17 protein-coding genes, 1 tRNA gene and 1 pseudogene are annotated in these 23,294 nt (G+C 70.0%); 8 read left to right on the top strand and 11 right to left on the bottom strand.

What is annotated here, in order from left to right; translation table 11 throughout:
* Positions 1-41: 41 nt before the first annotated feature.
* Positions 42-1,537: pseudogene (locus tag SLV14N_RS29790) on the bottom strand (bifunctional UDP-sugar hydrolase/5'-nucleotidase).
* A gap of 207 nt (positions 1,538-1,744) precedes the next feature.
* Between SLV14N_RS29790 and SLV14N_RS29795 the strand changes: the two are divergent.
* Positions 1,745-2,482 carry an SIMPL domain-containing protein gene (locus SLV14N_RS29795; protein ID WP_263271781.1) on the top strand — a complete coding sequence of 246 codons (738 nt, stop codon included), beginning with the start codon at positions 1,745-1,747 and terminating at the stop codon, positions 2,480-2,482.
* Positions 2,483-2,626: 144 nt separating this feature from the next.
* On the top strand, positions 2,627-4,063 hold the full coding sequence (gene pyk / locus SLV14N_RS29800) for a pyruvate kinase (RefSeq protein WP_208685091.1): 1,437 nt from the start codon (positions 2,627-2,629) through the stop codon (positions 4,061-4,063).
* A gap of 52 nt (positions 4,064-4,115) precedes the next feature.
* On the opposite strand, the gene SLV14N_RS29805 is transcribed toward pyk, so the two are convergent.
* Entirely contained in the window at positions 4,116-4,904 is a 789-nt protein-coding gene (locus tag SLV14N_RS29805) for a helix-turn-helix domain-containing protein (RefSeq protein WP_263271782.1), read from the bottom strand.
* An 84-nt stretch (positions 4,905-4,988) separates the two neighbouring features.
* A tRNA-Leu gene (locus SLV14N_RS29810) sits at positions 4,989-5,071 on the bottom strand.
* Between the two features lie 89 nt (positions 5,072-5,160).
* Here SLV14N_RS29810 and SLV14N_RS29815 point away from each other — a divergent pair.
* Positions 5,161-5,814 carry an ANTAR domain-containing response regulator gene (locus SLV14N_RS29815; protein ID WP_208685095.1) on the top strand — a complete coding sequence of 218 codons (654 nt, stop codon included), beginning with the start codon at positions 5,161-5,163 and terminating at the stop codon, positions 5,812-5,814.
* A 78-nt stretch (positions 5,815-5,892) separates the two neighbouring features.
* On the opposite strand, the gene SLV14N_RS29820 is transcribed toward SLV14N_RS29815, so the two are convergent.
* The 7 genes from SLV14N_RS29820 to SLV14N_RS29850 form a co-directional block, all read right to left on the bottom strand.
* Positions 5,893-6,609: an ABC transporter ATP-binding protein gene (locus SLV14N_RS29820; RefSeq protein ID WP_208685097.1), complete on the bottom strand. Its 717-nt coding sequence runs from the start codon at positions 6,607-6,609 to the stop codon at positions 5,893-5,895.
* Positions 6,606-7,556, bottom strand: coding sequence for an ABC transporter ATP-binding protein (locus SLV14N_RS29825; protein ID WP_208685099.1), 951 nt, complete (start codon positions 7,554-7,556; stop codon positions 6,606-6,608). Before SLV14N_RS29825 ends, SLV14N_RS29820 begins: the two co-directional genes overlap by 4 nt.
* A gap of 5 nt (positions 7,557-7,561) precedes the next feature.
* A complete protein-coding gene (locus SLV14N_RS29830) occupies positions 7,562-9,358 on the bottom strand; it encodes a branched-chain amino acid ABC transporter permease (protein WP_263271783.1) in 1,797 nt (598 codons plus the stop codon).
* Between the two features lie 5 nt (positions 9,359-9,363).
* Positions 9,364-10,293, bottom strand: a complete 930-nt coding sequence (locus SLV14N_RS29835; protein WP_208685103.1) for a branched-chain amino acid ABC transporter permease — start codon at positions 10,291-10,293, stop codon at positions 9,364-9,366.
* Positions 10,294-10,431: 138 nt separating this feature from the next.
* Positions 10,432-11,652: a branched-chain amino acid ABC transporter substrate-binding protein gene (locus SLV14N_RS29840; protein ID WP_263273323.1), complete on the bottom strand. Its 1,221-nt coding sequence runs from the start codon at positions 11,650-11,652 to the stop codon at positions 10,432-10,434.
* A gap of 488 nt (positions 11,653-12,140) precedes the next feature.
* The gene (locus SLV14N_RS29845; RefSeq protein ID WP_208685105.1) at positions 12,141-12,614 is read right to left on the bottom strand and encodes a PaaI family thioesterase; all 474 of its coding nucleotides are present in this window, start codon (positions 12,612-12,614) and stop codon (positions 12,141-12,143) included.
* A gap of 115 nt (positions 12,615-12,729) precedes the next feature.
* Positions 12,730-15,030: an FdhF/YdeP family oxidoreductase gene (locus SLV14N_RS29850; RefSeq protein ID WP_263271784.1), complete on the bottom strand. Its 2,301-nt coding sequence runs from the start codon at positions 15,028-15,030 to the stop codon at positions 12,730-12,732.
* A 246-nt stretch (positions 15,031-15,276) separates the two neighbouring features.
* Here SLV14N_RS29850 and polA point away from each other — a divergent pair, with 246 nt between their 5' ends.
* A complete protein-coding gene (gene polA, locus SLV14N_RS29855; RefSeq protein ID WP_263271785.1) occupies positions 15,277-18,015 on the top strand; it encodes a DNA polymerase I in 2,739 nt (912 codons plus the stop codon).
* A 187-nt stretch (positions 18,016-18,202) separates the two neighbouring features.
* The gene (locus SLV14N_RS29860; protein WP_263273324.1) at positions 18,203-18,901 is read left to right on the top strand and encodes a rhomboid-like protein; all 699 of its coding nucleotides are present in this window, start codon (positions 18,203-18,205) and stop codon (positions 18,899-18,901) included.
* A 50-nt stretch (positions 18,902-18,951) separates the two neighbouring features.
* On the opposite strand, the gene SLV14N_RS29865 is transcribed toward SLV14N_RS29860, so the two are convergent.
* On the bottom strand, positions 18,952-19,908 hold the full coding sequence (locus SLV14N_RS29865; RefSeq protein ID WP_208685111.1) for a DUF4184 family protein: 957 nt from the start codon (positions 19,906-19,908) through the stop codon (positions 18,952-18,954).
* A 152-nt stretch (positions 19,909-20,060) separates the two neighbouring features.
* Here SLV14N_RS29865 and SLV14N_RS29870 point away from each other — a divergent pair, with 152 nt between their 5' ends.
* The 3 genes from SLV14N_RS29870 to SLV14N_RS29880 all read left to right on the top strand — a co-directional run bounded on the left by SLV14N_RS29870 (position 20,061) and on the right by SLV14N_RS29880 (position 23,289).
* Entirely contained in the window at positions 20,061-21,866 is a 1,806-nt protein-coding gene (locus SLV14N_RS29870; protein ID WP_263271786.1) for a lytic transglycosylase, read from the top strand.
* Positions 21,867-22,047: 181 nt separating this feature from the next.
* Positions 22,048-22,182: an SPW_0924 family protein gene (locus SLV14N_RS29875; RefSeq protein WP_018090353.1), complete on the top strand. Its 135-nt coding sequence runs from the start codon at positions 22,048-22,050 to the stop codon at positions 22,180-22,182.
* Between the two features lie 96 nt (positions 22,183-22,278).
* Positions 22,279-23,289 carry a DUF3068 domain-containing protein gene (locus SLV14N_RS29880; protein WP_208685115.1) on the top strand — a complete coding sequence of 337 codons (1,011 nt, stop codon included), beginning with the start codon at positions 22,279-22,281 and terminating at the stop codon, positions 23,287-23,289.
* Positions 23,290-23,294: the final 5 nt, after the last annotated feature.

Consider the following 23,294-nt stretch of genomic DNA (forward strand, 5'->3'; position numbering starts at 1 on the left):
CGCACCCGCGCCTCCCGACAGCACCCCGCCCCCGGCCGGGCTCAGATCACCGGCACCCCGTCCCGCGTCAACTTCCAGTCCGCCGCGGCAAATGCCGCCGGATCGATCTCCCCGGTCTCCTGCACCCACCCGATCATCACGTTCCGGATCTCGTCCGACGTCGACCACACCTGCTCAGCAGCCGCCACATGTGGGAAATTACCGCCACCACTCGCCCGGTAATTGTTCACCGCCAGCACGAACCGCGCCGCATCGTCCAACGGCTTCCCGTCGAACATCAGCTTCCCGATCCGCTGCCCCGCCGGCTTCGCGATATCGACCTCGTACGACACCCCGTACACCATGTCGTAGTGGTAATCCGGGATACCGTCCGCATTCGTCACCTTCGACGGATCCACCGGGCCCCCACCGGCCGGCGTCCGCACGTAATACCGCGCCGAGAACTCCAAATACGCCCGCAGCTGAGCACCCGTCAACACCCGTGCCTCCAGAGCGTTGTCGAACGGATAAAGCGCCGCCATCGACCGGATCGTCACATCCCCCTCCGGCACCCGCGCGGTACGCGAAAAGCACGACGCCTGCGCCAACACCGGCAACGACGCAAACGCCGACCCCGCCAGTGCCTTGCGCACCACCTCCGCCTGCACCCACGCGATGAAATCCAGAATCGGCGTGTCCTTCACCGGCGCCTGCTCCGCCACCAGCACCGCCGCATTCTCCACATACGGCAGCTGATCCCCGTACGACGACGTACCGCTCATCCCGGAATGTGCCGCGACGAACACCACATCCGCGCCCATCGACCGCAGCTTCGGCACCCACTTCGCCGCCTGCTCCACCAGCCCAGGAAACGCCAGCTTCCCCTGCACATGCGCCTTGTCCCAGATCGCGATCCCCGGATTCGTCAGCCCCAGCACCGCCACCGTCACCACCCGCCCGCGCGGCGACCGCAACCGCTTCAGCACATACGGCCGGAACGCCGGACGCAGTGACCTCGCATCCACCGCATTCGCGCCCACCAGCGGAAAATCGCAGCTCTCCTCGAACTTCCGCAGCACCGGAATGCCGTAATTGAACTCATGATTCCCAGCGCCGCCGCGTCATAGCCGACCGCATTCATCGCCCGCGCCATCGGATGCACCGGACCGTCCGGATCCGTGATCGGATCCACCTTGGCGTAGTAATACGCCAGCTGCGTCCCCTGAATGGTGTCACCGGCATCGATCAGCAGGGTGTTGTGCCGGCCCTTCTCCTGCCGCACCTGCGTCACCAGCGTCGAAATCTTCGCCAGTCCCACATCGTTGTGCGCCGCATCGTCGAACTCCGCGTCCATGGCGTAGTCCCAGTTGAAGACATTGCCGTGCAGGTCCGTCGTGCCCATGACCGTGAACGCATAGCGCTCCCGGCGATGACCGTGCCCGCGCCCGCCCTGCTCCCGGACCTCCACCGCCTCCGCCGCCGGCGCCCCGCCCGCAAGGGCCACACCCGCCCCCGTCACCACAGAACTTCCCAAGAACTCCCTACGGTCGAGCGACATGCCAACTCCCTCGGACATACGCGGAAACACACGGACGAACGCCGCCACACAGGGCGACGACGCGCGTAGATTCTGGCGCAGCAGCCCCTACCGGAACACCCCTCACACCCGGCGGTCGGATGACCCGCCACCGGCCACCCCGATATGCGACCCTTCACCACCCACACCCCACCCCCACCCACCGACCTCGCGCCCCGGGAGCCACCCATGACCGACCCCGCCGACACCACCCCCACCCCCGCCGTCCCCACCGGCACCGCCCCCACCGCCCTTCCCTACGGCACCCCCGACACCCCCCGCCTCGCCGTACGCGGCGAAGCCCGCCTCGAAGTCGACCCCGAAATCGCCCGCATCGCCCTCACCGTCAGCGCCCGCGGCACCGACCGCACCGCCGCCCTCACCGACCTCACCCGCCGCAACGAAACCGCCCTCACCCTCATCAAGAGCTACGGCGACGCCATCGAAAAACTCGAAACCGGCACCTTCAGCCTCACCCCCGAGCTCACCGAAAAAGGCCGCCACGAACGCATCCGCGCCTACCACGGACGGGTCACCCACACCGCCACCCTCAACGACTTCACCCTCCTCGGCGAACTCACCACCCGCCTCGCCGACCTCGACCTCACCAGCGTCGACGGCCCCTGGTGGGCCCTGCGCCCCGACTCACCCGCCCACCGGGCCGCCCGCACCCAGGCCGTCCACGAAGCCGTCCAGCGCGCCCGCGAATACGCCGAAGCCCTCGGCGCCCGCCTCGACGCCCTCCTCGAAATCGCCGACCTCGGCGCCGAGAACACCGCCCCCACGGCCGCCCCCGCCATGCGCTCCTTCGCCGGCTACGGCGGCGCCACCCAGGAATCCGCCCCTGCCCTCGATCTCGAACCCCAGCGCCAGGCCGTCTACGCCAATGTCAACGCACGCTTTACGATGACCCGTCCCGTACTGTGAGACCACTGCGCGCGAGGCTATATTCCGCTCATCGGAGCGCCTTCGCGCGCATTCCATTACTTGTCAACAGCCTTTCACCAAGCGCTCGTTGAGCAGTCACTTTCTTACAGTTCCCTACCGCCCGGTAAGTCATAGAGTCGAAACATGCGCCGAGCAAAGATCGTCTGCACTCTGGGACCCGCCACCGACTCGTACGAGCAGATCAAAGCCCTCGTCGACGCCGGAATGGACATCGCCCGCTTCAACCTCAGCCACGGCACCTACGCCGACCACGAGGCACGATTCGACCGGGTCCGCAAAGCATCCGAAGAAACCCGCCGCAGCGTCGGCATCCTCGCCGATCTTCAAGGCCCGAAGATCCGCCTCGGTCGATTCCGCGAAGGCCCTGTACTTCTCGAACGCGACGACGAGTTCACCATCACCGTGGAACCCGAGGTAGAAGGCGACCGCCAGATCTGCGGCACCACCTACCACGGCCTCGCCGCCGACGTCACCACCGGCGAATGCATCCTCGTCGACGACGGCAAGGTCACCCTCGAAGTCACCGGTGTCGACGGACCCCACGTCCACACCAAGGTCATCGAAGGCGGCATGGTCTCCGACCACAAGGGCCTCAACCTCCCCGGCGTCGCCGTCTCCGTCCCCGCCCTCTCCGAAAAGGACCGGGACGACCTCCGCTGGGCCCTGCGCTACGGCGCCGACATCATCGCCCTCTCCTTCGTCCGCAGCGGCCGCGACATCGAAGACGTCCACCGCATCATGCGCGAGGAAAACCGCTTCCTGCCCGTCATCGCCAAGGTCGAAAAGCCCCAGGCCGTCGACAACATCGACGACATCGTCGCCGCCTTCGACGGCATCATGGTCGCCCGCGGCGACCTCGGCGTCGAAATGCCCCTCGAAACCGTCCCGATCGTCCAGAAGCGCGCCATCAAACTGGCCAAGCGCAACGCCAAACCGGTCATCGTCGCCACCCAGATGCTCGACTCGATGATCGACAACTCCCGCCCCACCCGCGCCGAGGCCTCCGACGTCGCCAACGCCGTCATCGACGGCACCGACGCCGTCATGCTCTCGGGCGAAACCAGCGTCGGGAAGTACCCCACCGAGACCGTCAAAACCATGAGCCGCATCGTCGAGGCCGCCGAGGAAGACCTCCTCGCCAAGGGACTCCCGCCGCTCACCGAGGCCAACAAGCCCCGCACCCAGGGTGGCGCCGTCGCCCGCGCCGCCGCCGACATGGGCGACTTCCTGGGGGCCAAGTTCCTCGTCGCCTTCACCCAGTCCGGCGACACCGTCCGCCGCCTCTCCCGCTACCGCTCACCCATCCCGCTCCTGGCCTTCACCCCCGACCCGGCCACCCGCTCCCAGCTCAACGTCAGCTGGGGCGTGGAAACCTTCCTCGGCCCGACCGTCAACTCCACCGACGAGATGGTCGCCCAGGTCGACGAGCAGCTCCTGAGGCTCGGCCGCTGCCAGAAGGGCGACGTCGTCATCATCACCGCCGGCTCCCCGCCCGGCGTCCCCGGCTCCACCAACCTCGTCCGCGTCCACCACATCGGCGAGGACGACTCCCCGAAGTAGCCCCACCCGCACCGCGCTCCCGCTGGGCCGAGGTATCTGACTGCCGTCCCTGTCAGTACTTCGGCCCGATGTGTCGGTCCATGAGGGCGACGGAGCTTTTGCGGGCCACGGAGATGTTGAACGGGTCGCTGCCGCGGGCGAGGGCGGTCCACTCGACGCCGACCTTGGTGAGGGTGTCCGAGAAGAGCCGCCGGATGTCATCGGACTTGTTGGTGAAGAAGTACCGCGGGTACTCGTAGCGTTTGCGCTCGCCGCCCACCATCCTGGTCGTCCAGTTGGTGATGCGGCAGCCGTCGGAGTGGATGAGTCCGCGGAGGAACTCCCAGGGATGCGCGTCCACGATCTGCTGCTGCCAGACTTCGAGCACGATCGGCCGCTCGTGCTTCTTGCCGGGGCCGTGCTGAGGGAACATGCACCATAAGTGCTTCGAGTAGACCTTCACGTTGTGGCAGCCGGTCCTGCGCACCCGGCACACGGAGTTGTCGGGGAAGACCGCGCGCATGGCGGCTTCGCAGGCATCCATGAGGCCCGGCCAGTCGTCACCGCACGCGATCATGAGGCTCGGTACGCGATGGGCCGAGTACTGGATGATGTGGCCGTCGCCGAGGTAGAGGGCCAGGAGGTAGGCGTATGCCGCGGCATCGAGGTCGCGTCCGTCGCAGCGTGGGCACTTCGGGTGGTGGGCGCCCGGGCACTCTCCGCGCTTCGCGCGGTCCATGTGCAGCCAGTAGCCGACGGTGCCGAGGGGGACGCCCAGGGCGCGGGCCACGTCTGCGTTCTTGGCCCCCGCGCGGAGCTGGGCGATTGCCTTGTGTCGCACACCTGTGTCGTAGAGGTTCATGACATCACTGTGCGTGACACATCATGAGTGCGGGGCGAAAGTGCGTGCGAACCACGCGAAGGTGAAGTTCCGCTTGTCCAAGAGTGCCCGGTGTGGGATTCGAACCCACATGCCCAAGGGCACGGCTGTTTGAGAGCCGCGTGTCTGACCAGTTCCACCAACCGGGCCGGTTGCGAGAGACACCCTACCGTGTGCAGCTCCACGGTCGCCTCTAGGTAGGCTGCAATGGCACCACCTGCCTGGAATGAGGAGTCCCGTGAGCGCCGCCGAGCCCGAGCAGCCCGCCGCCGATGACGATCAGTCGCACGTCCCGCCGCTGACCACGCGCGTCGTGATCGCCGAGGACGAGGCCCTCATCCGTCTCGATCTCAAAGAGATGCTGGAGGAGGAGGGCTACACCGTCGTCGGCGAGGCCGGGGACGGCCAGACCGCCGTGGAGCTGGCCCGGGAGCACCGTCCCGACCTGGTGATCCTGGACGTGAAGATGCCGGTGCTGGACGGTATCTCGGCGGCCGAGAAGATCGCCGAGGAGAGCATCGCGCCGGTGCTGATGCTGACCGCGTTCTCGCAGCGTGAGCTGGTGGAGCGGGCGCGGGACGCGGGCGCGATGGCGTATCTGGTGAAGCCGTTCTCGAAGAGCGATGTGGTTCCGGCGATCGAGATGGCGGTGAGCCGGTTCACCGAGCTGCAGACGCTGGAGAAGGAGATCGCGGACCTCACGCAGCGGCTGGAGACCCGGAAGCTGGTGGACCGGGCGAAGAGCATTCTGCAGACGCAGTACGGGCTGACGGAGCCGGCCGCGTTCCGGTGGATCCAGAAGACGTCGATGGACCGCCGGCTGTCGATGCAGCAGGTGGCCGAGGCGGTCATCGAGGACGCCGAGGAGAAGAAGCAGCAGAAGGACCAGTAGGGCCCGTAGCGAGCGCGTGAGCGGCCCCGTCCCGGTGTTGACCGGTGCGGGGCCGCTCGCGTGGCGTCGCTGTGCGGGTCAGTCCTCGCCGAGGTAGGCCTTGCGGACGGATTCGTCGTGGAGGAGGGAGGCGCCGGTTCCGGAGTGGACGATGCGGCCGATTTCCATGACGTGTCCCTGGTCGGCGAGGGAGAGCGCGGCCTGGGCGTTCTGTTCGACGAGCAGGATGGTGGTGCCTTGGGAGCGGAGTTCGCGGATGGTCTCCATGATCTTCTGCATCATGATCGGGGAGAGGCCCATGGAGGGCTCGTCGAGCATGAGCAGTTTGGGGCGGGACATCAGGGCGCGGCCCATGGCGAGCATTTGCTGTTCGCCGCCGGAGAGGGTGCCGGAGGCTTGTTTGCTGCGTTCGCCGAGGATGGGGAAGAGCTCGTAGGCGCGCTGGATGTCTCTCTCGATGCCGTCGGCGTCCTTGCGGAGGAAGGCGCCGAGCTTGAGGTTTTCGGCGATGGTGAGGCGGGGGAAGAGGCGGCGGCCTTCGGGGGAGTGGGCGAGGCCGCGTTCGACGATCTTGTGGGCGGGGACGCCGTTGAGCGGTTCGCCATCGAAGGTGATCTTGCCGGCGAGGGGCTTGAGGAGGCCGGAGAGGGTGCGCAGGGTGGTGGTTTTGCCGGCGCCGTTGGTGCCGATGAGGGTGACGGCCTGGCCTGCTTCGACGGAGAACGAGATGCCTTTGACGGCTTCGATCTTGCCGTAGGCGACGCGGAGGTCCTCGACCTCGAGCAGTGCGGTCATGGGGTGTCTCCGGTCTGTCCCTGGGCCGGCCGGTCTGCGGGGGCCGATCCGTCTGCTGCGTCGGGTTCTGCTGCCGTGTCCGGGGCGTCGGGTCCGTCCGGGTCCGGCGCGGCTGCCGGGTCGGTGGCCCGGTCCGGTGCCGCGACGTCCTCGACGGGGGTGCCCAGGTAGGCGGCGATGACGCGTTCGTCCGCCTGGACGACTTCCGCGGTGCCTTCGACGAGTTTCTGTCCTTGGACGAGGACGGCGACGCGGTCGCACATGTTGAAGATGAAGCGCATGTCGTGCTCGATGACGAGGACGGCGATGCCCTGTGCGCGGATGGCGAGGACGAGGTCCTGGGTGGCGCGGGTTTCCTGGGGGTTCATGCCGGCGGTCGGTTCGTCCAGCAGCAGCAGTCCGGGTTCGCTGGCGAGGGCGCGGGCGATTTCGAGCTTGCGTTGTTCGCCGTAGGGGAGGTTGCGGGCGAGGTGGTCGCGTTTGTGGGCGAGGCCGGTGAATTCCAGGAGTTCCATGGCGCGTTGTTCGCTGCCGCGCTCGGCCTTCTTGAACCCGGGGCCTCGCAGCAGTGCGGACCAGAGCCCTTCCTTGGTGCGCGTGTGCCGTCCGACGAGGACGTTTTCGAGGACGGTCATGTTGGCGAAGAGCCGGATGTTCTGGAAGGTGCGGGCGACGCCGGCCTGGGTGACGAGGTGGGGTTTGCGGGAGAGGCGGGTGCCTCGGTAGCTGACGGTGCCTTCGGTGGGCACGTAGAGGCCGGTGAGGCAGTTGAAGAAGGTGGTTTTGCCGGCGCCGTTGGGGCCGATGAGGCCGACGATTTCGCCGGCGCCGACGGTGAGGTCGACGCCGCGTACGGCGGTGAGTCCGCCGAAGCGCATGGTGACGCCGTCGGCCTTGAGGACGGTGTCGGTGCCGGTGGCGGGTGCGAGGGTCTCTGGTGTGGTCATGGTCGTCACGCCTTTGCCTTGGTGGCGCCGAGGGTGGCGTCTGCGTCGGGGAGGCGCTGGTCGGGCACGTCGAGCTGGCCGGTTTCGTGGAATTCGAGCTGCTTCCTGCGGTCGGGGATGAGGCCTTCGGGGCGGAAGCGCATGAGGAGGACGAGGGCGATGCCGAAGAGGAGGAGTTGGTAGTCCTGGAGGAAGTCGAGTTTGGCGGGGATGAGGAAGAGGAGGGCGGCGCCGACGAGGGGTCCGCTGAGGGTTCCCATGCCGCCGAGGATGACGGCGGCGAGGAGGAAGGCGGAGTTGGGCGGCTGGGGCCCGGCGAACTGGAACTGTTCGGGGGTGGCGGTGGTGACGACGTGGGCGTGCACGGTGCCGGCGAGTCCGGCGAGGGCGGCGCCGAGGGCGAAGGCCAGGAGGCGGAGGCGGAAGCTGTTGATGCCCATGGCGATGGCGGCGGTTTCGTCCTCGCGGATGGCGATCCAGGCGCGGCCGATGCGGGAGGCCGCGGCGCGCCGGAAGACGAGGACGACGAAGGCCGTCACGAGGATCATCAGCAGGTAGTAGTTGCCGTAGGTGGCGATGGGGATGCCGAGGATGTCGTGGGGTTCGCCGAAGTTGAAGCCGAAGATTTCGAGGTTGGGGATGTTGGGGATGCCCATGGCGCCGTTGGTGACGTCGGGGCCGGTGGTGCCGTTGAGGTTGAGCATGGCGATGCGGAAGATCTCACCGAAGCCGAGCGTGACGATGGCGAGATAGTCGCCGCGTAGGCGCAGGGTGGGGGCGCCGATGAGGACGCCGAAGATGAGGGAGGCCGCGGCGCCGGTCAGGAGGGCTGCCCAGAAGGGGAAGTGGAGCCCGAAGGCGGATTCGGGGGAGCCCGAGACGAGGGCGGCGGCGTAGGCGCCGACGCCGAGGAAGGCGACGTAGCCGAGGTCGAGGAGGCCGGCGAGGCCGACGACGACGTTGAGGCCCAGGGCGACGGTGGCGAAGATCAGGATGTTGGCCCCGATGATCGTGTACTGGTCGGTGTCCTGGGTGAAGGGGAAGCAGGCGGCGGCGATGAAGGCCGCGCCGAGGGCCACGCCGCGGTGGGTGCGGGTGAGTGCGGTGAGGCGCGCGATGAGTCCGGCCCGGTTGAGGGCGGGGATGGCGATCACCATGAAGATCAGGTAGCCGACGAAGGGGGCGCCGTCGTCGGTGTCGATGCCGTAGGTGAAGGCGAGGAGCCCGGCGGCAAAGGCGGCGGCGATGATCAGGATCTCGGCCCAGGAGGGGAGTTCGCGGGTGCGGCTCCTGAGGGGGGAGGCGGCGAGGCTCGCGGTGAAGCGCTGCCAGGGGGTGCCGGGCTGTTTGCCGTCGGCCTGGTCGGGGGGCAGGGCGAGGGCACCGGCGAGGGTGATCAGGGAGGTGACGGCCGCGAGGGCGCCGCCCGGTTCGAGGTTGATCAGGCCGTTGAGGTGGACGGCGATGGCGATGAGCGTGAACCAGGTGGCGGCGAAGGTGGCGAGGGCCGCGAGGAGGGTGGGGGCGTGGCGCCCTGCGGGGGTGAGCCACTGCAGGCCGCGGACGCCGAGGGCCGCGAGGGCGAGCAGCAGGGTGAGGACGCCGCCGACGAGGGTGACGATCTGCGGTCCGGCGGGGGAGAAGTAGTAGGTGAGGTCGCCGGGGAAGTCGCTGCTCCAGGTCCAGGCGAGGCCGGTGGTGGCAGCGGTGGCGAGGGCGCCTGCGGCGGTGGTGAGGCGCGCGGTGCGCTCGGGGAGGGGGATCAGGCCGCGGGCCGGGGTGGTGGTGGTCTTGGTGGTCATCGGTATCACGCCCGATCCGCGACGCGTTCGCCCAGGAGGCCTTGTGGTCTCAACAGGAGTACGAGGATGAGGAGGACGAAGGCCCAGACGTCCTTCCAGGCTCCGCCGCCGAATTGCTCCATGCCGGGTATTTCCTCGATGTAGGCGGTGGCGAGGGCTTCGGCGACGCCGAGGACGACACCGCCGAGCATGGCGCCGTAGATGTTGCCGATGCCGCCGAGCACGGCCGCGGTGAAGGCCTTGAGGCCCATGATGAAGCCCATGCGGAACTGGACCTCGCCGGTGCGCAGTCCGTAGGCGACGGCGGCGACGCCGGCGAAGGCGGCGCCGATGGCGAAGGCGAGGACGATGATGCGGTCGGTGTTGATGCCCATGAGCTTGGCGGTGTCGGGGTCCTGCGCGGTGGCCTGCATGGCGCGGCCGCTGCGGGTTTTGGCGACGAAGAAGCCGAGGGCGATCATGCAGGCGGGGGCGGCGACGAGGACGAAGACGTCGCCGCGCTGGACGGTGGCGCCGAGGATGTCGAAGGCCTCGCCCTTGAACTGGGGGAAGACGCGGGCCTGTTTGCCGTCGGGGTACCACTTCCAGACGGCTTGCTGGAGGGCGATGGACAGGCCGATGGCGGTGATGAGGGGGGCGAGGCGTGGGGCGCCACGCAAGGGTCGGTAGGCGAATCGTTCCGCTGCTATGCCGACGAGGACGGATACGGCGATGCCGCCGAGAAGCATGGCCGGCAGGGCGAGGGCGAGTGAGGTGCCGGCGGGCAGTGCGAGGAAGACGCTGAGCGCTCCGAAGCCGCCGACCATGAAGATCTCGCCATGGGCGAAGTTGATGAGCTGGACGATTCCGTAGACCATCGTGTAGCCGATCGCGATGAGACCGTACATCGCGCCGAGGATGAGTCCGTTGGCCAGCTGTTGCGGCAGTTCGCTCACCGCAGGGCCTCCGTTGCGTGGGAGTGAGAAGAGTCCGGGGTGTCCCGGCGATCCGGGATGTCCCGGTGTGCGCGGGCCGCGCCAGGGTCGTTCGTGCGTCCTGGCGCGGCCCGGGGTGGTGTGCGGTGGTGCGGTCGGTCAGCTCTTGTCGAACTTCTTGAATTCGGCGCTGAAGCGGGAGGCCCACTTCCCCTTGTCCACCTGGTAGGCGGTGATCATGGTGTTGGTGGTGTCGCCGTATTTGTCGAAGGCGATGGGGCCGGTGACACCGTCGAAGGTGACCTTGTTCATCGCGTCGACGACCTTCTTGCGGGCGTCCTCGGGGAGCTTGCCGTCGTTGTCCTCGACGACCTTCTTCACGGCCTGGATGAGGGCCCAGGTCGAGTCGTAGGTGGAGCCGCCGTAGGCCTCGTAGGACTCCTTGAAGCCGGCTGCCTTGTAGTCGGCGATGAACTTCTTGGCGGAGGGGAGCTCCTCGACGGGCTTGCCGACGGAGGAGGCGTAGTCGCCCTGGGCCTTCTTGTTGAGCTTGATGTAGTCGCCGCTGTACATGCCGTCGCCGCCCATGAGGGGGACGGTGACGCCGCCGTCCTTGAGCTGCTGGCTGAGCGGGCCGGAGGCGGGGTACTCGCCGCCGTAGAAGACCACGTCGGGCTTGGCGGACTTGACCTTGGAGACGACGGCCTTGAAGTCACGGTCGTCGGGGCTGACGTGTTCGGTGCCGACGATCTTTCCGCCGAGCTTGCTGAACTGGTCCTTGAAGGAGGAGGCGAGGCCGACGCCGTAGGTCTTCTGGTCGTCGATCACATAGGCCTTCTTGACCTTCATCTTTTCCCACGCGTACTGGCCGTCGAAGGCGCCCTGCACCTCGTCGGTGGTGGCGGTGCGGAAGTAGGTGGGGAACTGGCGGACGCGCTTGTTCTGCTTCCAGTCCTTGCCCTGGGTGAGGTCGGGCGTGGTGTTCGCCGGCGAGATCAGGGTGAGGTCGTTCTGCTTGGAGACCTGCTGCATGGACTGGGCGACGCCGGAGTTGAGCGGGCCGACGATGCCGAGCACGTCCTTGTCGCCCGCGAGCTTGGTGGCGTTCTGCTGGCCGACGTTGGGGAGGGCCTTGTCGTCGAGGGCTTCGAGCTTGAAGGTGACGCCCTTGACCTCGCCGGACTTGTTGGCGGTGTCGATGGCGAGCTGGGCGGAGTTGCGGATGCCCAGGCCCAGGGCGGAGAGCTCGCCGGTGGTGGGGGCGTCGAGGCCGATGACGACGGTGGACTTTCCTTCGCCGCTCTGGTTGTCGTCGCCGCGCGAGCCGCACGCGGAGAGCGTGAGGGCGCCGGTGGTGACTGCGGTGGTGAGGATGAGCAAGGAACGGTGACGCACGATCAGTCCTTTCCCTGGCGCGGCCACGACTGTCGCATGGCCGTTTCGCTCGCCGGGATGTACGGAGACGTACAGGGGTCGTGCTGGGGCACGCACACCCGGCGCCGCGGTGACTGGCGGTGACTCTAAGCCGGTGTTCGTCGCACCGGCAGAGGCGCCGACCAGGATGTGACGCTCTTGTTATGACCTTCGATGAGCGTTATGCCGTTATGGTCCTTACACCGGAGGGCGAACACGGTGCGGAGGGCGAACTCGCACTTCCACGGGCGTATCAGGGCGCGTGGTGACGCAGCGGCGTCCGGATAGCGGATGCGCCGGGTGTGGTGGTGCAGGTGCCCGCGGGGGGTACGGGAGTTGAGCCGGGTACCCCCGGGCGCCCGGGTTACTCAGCGTTACGGAGATGCGTGCGGCCCCGCTCCCGGGACCGGGGGCGGGGCCGTGGCGGCGGCCGGCGGAGCGCCGGCCGGGGTGAGTCAGCCGCGGTAGGCGTCGGTGTCCACATCGCGCAGCATGCAGGTCAGTCGGGCGGTGCAGACCCGCTTGTCCTGTTCGTCGGTGATCACGATCTCGTAGGTGGCGGTGGAGCGGCCACGGTGTACGGGGGTGGCGACGCCGGTGACCAGTCCGGAGCGGACGCCGCGGTGGTGGGTGCAGTTCAGGTCGACGCCGACGGCGAGCTTGGTGGGGCCGCCGTGGAGCATGGCGCCGACGGAGCCGAGGGTCTCGGCGAGGACGGCCGAGGCGCCGCCGTGCAGCAGCCCGTAGGGCTGGGTGTTGCCCTCGACGGGCATGGTGCCGACGATCCGCTCGGGCGCGGCCTCGGTGACCTGCACGCTCATCCGCTCGCCGAGGTGTCCGGCGGAGAAGAACGAGGGCAGGTCGAGGCCGAGGCCGGCCCACTGGTCGAGGATCTCCTGCGGAAACTTCGTCGTGCTGCGCTCACCCATGCCTACGGCTCCGTTCGTCACCCGTGATCGTCGTCGATCCGTGCCTGTTCCTATCAGGCTCCTGAGCAAGCGCTCAGCGCGGGGTGGTTGTTCCCGCCGGCCTGCCGGTGGGTGGTCAGTCCTCGCGGGGGCTCTCCAGGCGGATCACGACGGACTTGGAGGCCGGGGTGTTGCTGGTGTCGGCGGTGTGATCCAGCGGGATGAGCACATTGGTCTCGGGGTAGTAGGCGGCCGCGCAGCCGCGGGCCGTCGGGTAGTGCACGACGCGGAAGCCGGGCGCGCGCCGCTCGCTGCCGTCCGTCCATTCGCTGACCAGGTCGGTGTACGCGCCGTCGGCCAGGCCCCGTTCGCGGGCGTCGTCGGGGTGGAGGAGCACCACCCGGCGGCCGTTCTTGATGCCGCGGTAGCGGTCGTCGAGGCCGTAGATCGTGGTGTTGTACTGGTCGTGGGAGCGCAGCGTCTGCAGCAGCAGCCGCCCTTCCGGGGCGGTGGGGTACTCGACGGGCGCGGCGGTGAAGTTGGCCTTCCCGGTGGCGGTGGGGAAGCTGCGGCTGTCCCGGGGGGCGTGCGGGAGGGCGAAGCCCCCCGGGCGGGCGACCCTGGTGTTGAAGTCCTCGAAGCCCGGGATGACATGGGCGATACGGTCGCGGATCGTCGCGTAGTCCCGCGCGAACTCCTCCCAGGGGGTGCGGCTGCCGGGGCCCAGGACACGGCGGGCCAGGCGGGCGACGATGGCCGTCTCGGACAGCAGTTGGGGGCCGGCGGGCTCCAGGCGGCCGCGGGAGGCATGCACCATGCCCATGGAGTCCTCGACGGTCACGAACTGTTCGGTGCGCCTGCCGTCCGGCCCGGTCTGCACATCGCGTTCCGTACGGCCCAGCGTCGGCAGGATCAGCGCGCGGGCGCCGGTGATCACGTGCGAGCGGTTGAGCTTGGTGGAGACATGGACGGTCAGCCGGGCGCGGCGCATGGCGGCCTCGGTGACGTCGGTGTCGGGGGTGGCGGAGACGAAGTTGCCGCCCATCGCGAAGAACACCTTGGCCTGCCCGTCGCGCAGGGCACGGATGGCGCGCACGACATCGAGGCCGTGCTCCCGGGGCGGGGCGAAGCCGAACTCCTTCTCCAGGGCGTCGAGGAAGGCGGGCGCGGGCCGCTCGAAGATGCCCATGGTGCGGTCGCCCTGGACGTTGCTGTGGCCGCGGACGGGGCAGACGCCGGCGCCGGGGCGGCCGATGTTGCCGCGCAGCAGGAGGAAGTTGACGACTTCCTGGATGGTGGGGACGGAGTGCTTGTGCTGTGTCAGGCCCATCGCCCAGCACACGATGGTGCGGCGCGAGCCGAGGACCATGGCGAGCGCGCGGTCGATCTCCTCGCGGGTCAGGCCGGTGGCGCGCAGCGTCTCGTCCCAGTCGTCATCGGCGCGGGCCGTGCGCGCGAACTCCTCGAAGCCGTGGGTGTGTTCACGGATGAAGTCCTCGTCGAGGGCTCCCTCGGTGTCGAGGAGACAGCGGTTGAGGGCGCGGAAGAGCGCCTGGTCGCCGCCGAGGCGCACCTGGAGGAAGAGGTCGGTGAGCGCGGTGCCGCCGCCGGCCAGCCCGCGGGGGGTCTGCGGGTTCTTGAAGCGCTCCAGTCCGGCCTCGGGCAGCGGATTGATCGAGATGATCTTCGTGCCGCCGGCCTTGGCCTTCTCCAGGGCGGTGAGCATCCGTGGGTGGTTGGTGCCCGGGTTCTGGCCGGCGACGATGATCAGGTCGGCCTTGTAGAGGTCCTCCAGGAGGACGCTGCCCTTGCCGATGCCGATGGTCTCCGTCAGGGCGGAGCCCGACGACTCGTGGCACATGTTGGAGCAGTCGGGGAGGTTGTTGGTGCCGAATTCGCGGGCGAAGAGCTGGTAGAGGAAGGCGGCTTCGTTGCTGGTGCGGCCGGAGGTGTAGAAGACGGCCTCGTCGGGGGAGCCGAGGGCGGTCAGCTCCTCGCCGATGATGTCGAAGGCCCGCTCCCAGGTCACCGGCTCGTAGTGGGCGGCGCCCTCGGCGAGGTACATGGGGTGGGTGAGGCGGCCCTGCTGGCCGAGCCAGTAGCCGCTGCGGGTCGCGAGGTCGGCGACCGGGTGCTCGGCGAAGAAGTCCGGGGTGACGCGGCGCAGGGTGGCCTCTTCGGCGACGGCCTTGGCGCCGTTCTCGCAGAACTCGGCGGTGTGCGGCTTGTCCGGCTCGGGCCAGGCGCAGCCGGGGCAGTCGAAGCCGTTCGGCTGGTTGACGCGCAGCAGGGTGAGGGCGGTGCGCCGCACGCCCATCTGCTGCTGGGAGATGCGCAGGGCGTGGGTAATGGCCGGCAGCCCGACGGCGGAGTGCTGGGGTTCGCTGACCTGGGGCGCGTCCTGGACGGGGTCCGACGCGGGCGGCTTGCCTGCCATGGCGCTCTCCCTTGAGCCGTGAGCTGGTGCGTCCACCGGAATCCGGCGGATCGTTGCGGTGCGCATCAGATCCTGTCACGGACGCGGCGGGGCGGTGTAGGGGCGATCGCCGGGTGTGGACAAAGGGAGCGGCCGGGCGTGCGGTGCGGCCCGGGGCGGGTGCGGGCGGCGGCCGGGGCCGTGTGCGGGGAGGGGCCGGGGCCGCCGCGGCGGGGATTGTCAGTGGGGCGTGGCAGGATCGGGGGCGTGGCAGCAAAGGCAGCGAAGAAGAGCGAAGCGACCGGGACCGATGCGGCGGCGGGCGGCCGTCCCCGCCTGCTCCTGATGGACGGGCATTCCATGGCATACCGGGCGTTCTTCGCCCTGCCCGTGGAGAATTTCACGACCGTCACGGGACAACCGACCAATGCGATCTACGGCTTCGCGTCGATGCTCGCGAACACCCTGCGCGACGAGGCGCCCACGCATTTCGCGGTGGCGTTCGACGTCTCCCGCAAGACCTGGCGGTCCGAGGAATTCGCGGACTACAAGGCGAACCGTTCCAAGACGCCCGACGAGTTCAAGGGCCAGGTGGAGCTGATCGGCGAGCTGCTCGACGCGATGCGGGTCAAGCGGTTCGCCATCGACGGCTTCGAGGCCGACGACGTCATCGCCACGCTCACCGAGCAGGCCACCGCCCAGGGCTTCAAGGTCTCGATCGTCACCGGCGACCGCGACTCCTTCCAGCTGGTCTCCGACGACGTCACGGTCCTCTACCCCACCAAGGGCGTCTCGGAGCTGACGCGCTTCACCCCGGAGAAGGTCTTCGAGAAGTACGGCCTGACCCCCGCCCAGTACCCCGACTTCGCCGCGCTGCGCGGTGACCCGTCCGACAACCTCCCCGGCATCCCCGGCGTCGGCGAGAAGACCGCCACGAAGTGGATCAACCAGTTCGGTTCGTTCGCGGAGCTGGTGGAGCGCGCCGACGAGGTCAAGGGCAAGGCGGGTGCCAACCTCCGCGAGCACCTGGAGGCGGTGAAGCTCAACCGCCGGCTGACGGAGATGGTGCGCGACGTCGAGCTGCCGTGCGGCCCGGCGGAGCTGACCCGCGAGGCATACGACCGTGAGGCGCTCACGGTGTTCCTCAACGCACTGGAGATCCGCAACCAGGGCCTGCGGGACCGGCTGCACGCCGTCGACCCGGGCGCCGAGGAGGCCGCCGACGAGGCCGCCCCCGCCGCCGGTGTCGAGGTGGACGGCACGGTCATCGGCACGGGCGAACTCGCTCCGTGGCTGACCGAACACGGCACGGGCCCCCTGGGAGTGGCCACGGTCGATGTGTGGACGCTGGGCAGCGGCAGCGTCGCCGAGGTGGCGCTGGCCGCTCCCGACGGCCCGGCGGCCTGGTTCGACCCGTCCCAGCTCGACGAGGCCGACGAGCAGGCCTTCGCCGCCTGGAGCGCGGACGCCGACCGCCCCAAGGTGATGCACAACGCCAAGGGCCTGATGCGGGTCTTCGGCGAGCACGGCTGGCGCATCGACGGCGTCACCATGGACACCGCGCTGGCCGCCTATCTGGTCAAGCCGGGCCGCCGCTCCTTCGCGCTGGACGCACTGTCCATCGAGTACCTGGGGCGCGATCTCGCCCCGGCCGCGGCCGGGGACGGCCAGCTGGCGTTCGGCGCGGACGAGCAGGCCGAGGCCGAGGCCCTGATGGCGCAGGCCCGCACGGTCCTCGACCTGGGGACGGCGTTCGAGGCGAAGCTGGCGGAGGTCGGCGCGGCCGAGCTGCTGGGGAATGTGGAGCTGCCGACCAGCCGGCTGCTGGCCCGGATGGAGCGGGCCGGGATCGCCGCGGACCGGGGCTGGCTGGAGCGCATGGAGCAGCAGTTCGCGGGCGCCGTCCAGCAGGCCGTCAAGGAGGCGCACGCCGCCGCGGGCCATGAGTTCAACCTGGGCTCGCCCAAGCAGCTGCAGGAGGTCCTCTTCGGCGAGCTGGGCCTGCCCAAGACCAAGAAGACCAAGACGGGTTACACCACCGACGCCGATGCGCTCGCCTGGCTGGCCGCGCAGACCGACAACGAGCTCCCGGTGATCATGCTCCGGCACCGTGAGCAGGCCAAGCTGCGCACCACCGTCGAGGGCCTGATCAAGACCATCGCCGCCGACGGCCGGATCCACACCACCTTCAACCAGACCGTGGCGGCCACCGGCCGGCTGTCCTCCACGGACCCCAATCTGCAGAACATCCCGGTGCGCACGGACGAGGGCCGGGCGATCCGCCGCGGCTTCGTCGTCGGCGAGGGCTTCGAATCGCTGCTGACCGCCGACTACAGCCAGATCGAGCTGCGCGTGATGGCCCATCTCTCCGAGGACGAGGGCCTGATCGAGGCGTTCACCTCGGGTGAGGACCTGCACACCACCGTCGCCTCCCATGTCTTCTCGGTCGACAAGACCAAGGTCGACCCGGAGATGCGCCGCAAGATCAAGGCGATGTCCTACGGCCTGGCGTACGGTCTGTCGGCCTTCGGCCTCTCCCAGCAGCTGGGCATCCAGCCCGATGAGGCCCGCAAGCTGATGGACAACTTCTTCGAGCGGTTCGGCGGGGTGCGCGACTACCTCCAGCGCGTAGTGGAGGAGGCCCGCGCCACCGGCTACACGGAGACTATGCTCGGCCGCCGCCGCTACCTCCCCGACCTCAACAGCGACAACCGTCAGCGCCGCGAAATGGCCGAGCGGATGGCGCTGAACGCCCCGATCCAGGGCACCGCCGCCGATATCGTCAAGATCGCGATGCTGCGGGTCGACGCGGCGCTGCGGGCCGCGGAGCTGGAGTCCCGGCTGCTGCTCCAGGTCCATGACGAAATCGTCGTCGAGGTGGCCCCCGGCGAACGCAAGAAGGTCGAGGAACTGGTCCGCCGCGAAATGGCCGCAGCGGTCGAACTGAGCGCTCCGCTGGACGTCTCGGTCGGCTCCGGCAAGGACTGGGAGTCGGCGGCGCACTGAGCCGCGAAGCGGGCCGGGGCGGCGCGGGCACCCGCGCCGCCCCCGGCCGCCCCGCCCGCAACCCGGCCCGCACCGCGCCGAGTTGCGGCCGGTACCGGCCTGTTCGGCAGGGGCCCGGCCCCGGTCGTCGCCCGACGCGTCATGGATCTTGTTCCCTGCGAAAGCACTCTGCTTTGATCACCCCGTGATGCGCCGTGCGGCCCGAGCTCTGGGCACCTATGTCTCCCGCAGCCCGGTCACGGCCGGCTATGCCGGACTGCTGCTGTCGACCCATCTGTGGTGCACCGCGGTGCTCTCCACCGCGGAGGCCCAGCGGGTGGTGCTCGGCGTCAGCACCCATCTGGACAATCTCCAGGACCGTCCGGTCCGTGTGCTGGCGGGCAGCATGCTGTTCTTCGACGGCACGCTGACCGACATCACCTCGGAGGCCTTCGCCGGCACGCTGATCACCCTCGGTCTCGGTGTCCTCGTGTGCCTGGCGTGGCTGGAGCGACGGTACGGAGCGGGGCGGGCCTACGGCATCTTCGTCCTCGGCCATCTCGCGGCCACGCTGCTCACCGTGCCGCTGATCCTTGTGGCCCTCGCCCACGGCTGGTATCCGGACAGCGTCCGGCACGCCGCCGACTTCGGTATCAGTTACGGGGCCGAGACGGTGCTCGCGACGGGGGCGCTCCTGCTGCGCCGGGCCCGGTGGCTCGCCGCTGCCGGTGTCGTCGCCTGGCCGGTGCTCGGCGGCGACTGGAGCGGGGTGCTGCCCGACTTCACCACCGTCGGACATCTGCTGGCGGCCACCATCGGCTTCGGCTGCGGCGCCTGTCTTCTGCGGGCCGCCCGGCGCGCCGCCCCGGCCCCCGTGCCGCAGCCCGCCCCGGCTCTCGTCGAGTAGCCCGACGGGGTGCGGCGGGCACGGACGCCCAGCAGGTGCGCCGGGCTGCGTCACTCGTCGTGGGGCGAGATGTTCCGTGACCCGGCGGCGGCACCCGACGGCGACACCGCCCGGGGTGCGGTCCGTGCCGCGGGCGCCGGCAGCCGGTCCATGGCGTCAACTGCCCGGCTGCGGCGGTGCAGCAGCCGTACGGCCACCGCGAAGAGCGGCAGCCCGAGGACGAGGCCGGCTCCGGCGCCGAAGAGCACGGTCGGGAGGTAGTCGAGCCAGGCCGCCGAGGGACCGTATACGGCGCGCGCCCGCAGGACACGGTGCACGGCACCGGCCGCCACACACAGCGCGAGCGGGGCGGTCAGCAGCAGTCGCAGCCGTACGGTCAGCACCGGCACCGCGACCGGCACCGCGACCGGCGCGGACGACCCGGCCGCCGTACTGCCGCCGCCCCGCCCCCGCAGCACCGGCCACAGAAACGCGCCCATCGCCGCCAGCGCGAGCGCAGAGGTGCCGTACTGCACGTAGGTGTAGACGGGCAGACCGCCCACCACCCGGTCCAGACCGGGAACCAGCCGGGTGCCCCAGCGCCCCGGGTGGGTGAACGCGTCCCAGACCACATGGGTTGCCGCCCCGAGTACCGCCGAGACCAGGAACCAGCCCACCAGGGCGGCGACTTCACGGGGTCCCCGGGGCCGCCAGGGCCGGCCGCGGAGGAAGGTGTGGACCGGACCGCGCCACGCCCGGGGCAGCAGCGCGGTCAACGGCTCGCGCACCAGCAGCCAGCCGCCGACGAGCACCACGGTGACCAGCACATCCACCGTCAGCACACCGGTCAGCGAGTGGGTGAACTCGCCGAAGGCCATACCGCCCGGAACCAGGGTGTCCGCGTAGTACGTCATATCGGGTGCGAACGTTCCGGCCACGAGGGCCGAGGCGACCAGCGGACCGCGGGCCGCACCGGTCCGCCGGACGGCCGGGAGTACGGCGGCGGCATGGCTGAGCGTGAACGGCATATACCTCTCCTCGATCGATTCAGATCATTATGTGTCTGATGTGGGTGGTAGATGCCGGGCCCGACTTGTCGTAGTGTCGCCTGAGTTGGAGCGCTGGGGAGCGCGATACCGCGTCAGGAGCGCGGTAGGGCAATGCGGAGGGGACACCACGTATGGCAGCCACATTCCGACGGCGGCTCCAAAGGGGAGCGGCCTCGACGGCCGTGGCGGCCCTGGTGCTCGCCGCACTGACCGCCTCTCAGGCGCCGGGCGCCACCGGCGGAGCGGCCGCCAAGCGGCAGCCGGCCCCGCCCCCCGCCGACATCCCGATCGACGGCGGTTCGGCGTACTACACCGACCTGCCGCCCCTCAACAGCCCGGTACCGCCGCACGGTTCGGACCACAAGGGCCAGGGCCCCGCCTCCGGCAGGGGACCCGCCGAGGCCGGTCTGCCCGCCACCGTGCTGGCCGCGTACAAGAAGGCCGCCTCCACCATCGGCACCGCCGACCCGGGCTGCCGGCTGCCCTGGCAGCTGCTCGCCGGGATCGGCAAGGTCGAATCCGGACAGGCGCGCGGCGGAGCGGTCGACGCCGAAGGCACCACCCTCCAGCCGATACTCGGCCCGCAGCTCAACGGCCGCGGCTTCGCGCGTATCACCGACACCGACAACGGCCGCTATGACGGCGACCTCACCCACGACCGTGCCGTGGGCCCGATGCAGTTCATCCCGTCCACCTGGTCCAGCGGCGGCCCCGACGGCACGGGTTGGGGCGCCGACGGCAACGGCGACGGCAAGAAGGACCCCCACAACGTCTTCGACGCGGCGCTCGCCGCGGGCGGCTATCTCTGCGCCGGCGGCCGCGATCTGACGGCCCAGGACGACCTGGACCGGGCGATCCTCGGCTACAACCACTCCGAGGAATATCTGCGCACGGTGCTGTCCTGGTACGCGTTCTACCGCAACGGCACCCACGAGGTACCGGACGGCAAGGGCGTACTGCCGGTCCACCACGACGCCGGCCGGCACGACGACAGCGACGGCCGGTCCGAAGACCGCCGGCACCAAGGCCACGGCGGCAAGCCGGACAACAGCCCGCGCCCCGGCAAGCCCGGCAAGGAACACAAGCCAGGCAAGGGGCAGCAGCACCACCCCGGCAAGCCCGGGCGCCCGGACGGCACCGGCCCCACACCGGGCGGCACGGAGCCGCCCGGCCAGAAGCCCACCCCCACCCCCGAGCCGCCCACCGGGCCCACGCGCCCCACCACCCTCGTCCGGGTCGGCGACAAGGACCTGAGCGCCACCGCGGGCACCGAGTTCGCGACCCCGCCGCAGGTCCGCGCCCAGGACGCCGAGGGCAAGGCCGTGGCCGGCGCCCGCGTCCGCTTCACCCTCCCCGCGGCCACCGACGCCCGCTTCCCCGGTGACGCGACCGCCGTCACCGTCAAGACGGACAAGAACGGCCTGGCCACCGCCCCCACCCTGCGCGCGGGCGACCGGACCGGAGCCTTCCGCATCCGGGTCACCACCGTGGCGCACACCGCGCCCGCCATCGAGGTCGGCGCCACCGTCAAGGCCAGGCCCGCCCCGAAGGCCGACAAGCTCGCCCGCACCTCGGACAAGGAGCTGACGGCGACCGCCGGGAAGGCCTTCGCGGAGGACGCGGTCGAGATCAAGGCGACCTACCAGGACAAGATCGCGGCGGGTGTGGCGGTCACCGCCACCATGGTCACCGACGACCCGAAGCAGCCCGTGGAGAACGACAAGGGCCCCTACTTCAAGGACCCCGAGGCCACCGGCGCCGCCAAGCACAAGCCGGTCCGCACGCTCACCGGGCTCACCACGGACGCCGACGGCCTGCTGAAACTCCCGAAGATCTACACCGACGCACACGCGGGCACCTTCCTGCTGAGGCTGACCACCGCCGACGGCGCCGTACTCACCGTCAAGCTGAAGGTCGCCGCGGCGACCGGCTCCTGACCGAGCCACCCGGCCCGCCCGCGCGGCCGGTTCCCCACCCGGGCCGGTATCCGCGCCCGTATGTCTCCGCCGTCCTGCCCGCCGTCCCGGGCAGGACGGCGGTGCAACGTGTTCTCATCTCTGCCGCCCGTTGCTACGGTGCCCCCGCCCTGACGCCGCATCAGCTCCCGGGAGGCCGACCATGCGCGCCCTGACAGCAGCCGCGGTCGGACTGGCCGCGGCGCTCGCCCTCGTCCTCACCCTCACCGCGGCCGGCGCACCCAGCGGTACGACCTCGCCCAAGCCGCTGCTGACCACCGTCCCCAAGCACCCCTGAGGGAGGGACGCGACCGCCATGCGCCGTACTGTGCCCACCCCGAGGACCCCTTCCGGGCCGCCGGCCGCACCCGGCCGGCGCCGGCCGGTGCGCGGTATGCGCCGCAGGGCGAGCCTGGTGCTGCTCGCCTGCGCCGTCTTCTTCACCGCCCTGTCCCCGCTGATGCGGTGGTACGCCTTCCCCCGGCTCGCCAAGATCCCGCCCGGCCAGTACCAGACCATGGTCCTGGAGGCCCGGCCCGCCACCCTCCTCAACTACGGGACGATGAAGGCCGAACGCGTCCCGAAGGTCACCATCGTGCAGACCCTCAAGGGCGACGTCGCCGCCTCCGACCGGATCGAGAAGTCCGCGGGCCGAGACCTCGTCGTCTGGGACACGCTGTCCTACGTCGCCGGGCCCGACGGCAAGATGGTCTCCGCGATCCCCGAGCGCTACCTCTTCGACGCGCACTCCCAGGAACCCGTGCACGCCACCGGCGAGATGGTCGACGGCGACCCGGTGCGCCGCGAGGGCATCGAGTACAAGTGGCCGTTCCTCACCGAACGGCGCGACTACACCTACTTCGACGCCCAGACCCGCACCTCGGCCCCCATCCACTACAAGGGGACCCGCACCTTCCGCGGCCTGGAGGTCTACTACTTCGAGCAGACCATCCCCTGGACCAAGGTCGCCCTCCCCAAGAAGATGCCGGTCAAGGGCATCACCCCGCAGTCCGTCGAGAAGATGGGCACCACCCGCTGGTACACCACCAAGCGGATGTTCTGGGTCGAGCCGGTCACCGGCGCCCCCGTCAACGGGCAGGAGATCCACAAGGAGGAGCTGCGCGGCGGCGATCTGCTGCCCGGCGGCGGCAAGGTCACTGCCTTCGCCGGCCATGTGAAGATGCGCGCCGACTACGTCGACTCCACCGTGGCCCTGGTGAGCTCACAGCGCACCCTCGTCCTGCTGCTCGCCCGCCACCTCCCCTGGGGCTTCCTGCTCCTCGGCGCCGCGCTGCTCGCCCTGAGCCTGCACCTCGAAGCCCGCGGCCGCCGCCCCGCCACCGCACCGGTCCGGCCGCCCGCCCCCACGGCGACGGCCGACGACGGCGCGGGCGGCGGCCCGTGACGCCG

Source organism: Streptomyces sp. Je 1-4 4N24 (assembly GCF_026239515.1).
Taxonomy (GTDB): domain Bacteria; phylum Actinomycetota; class Actinomycetes; order Streptomycetales; family Streptomycetaceae; genus Streptomyces; species Streptomyces nigrescens.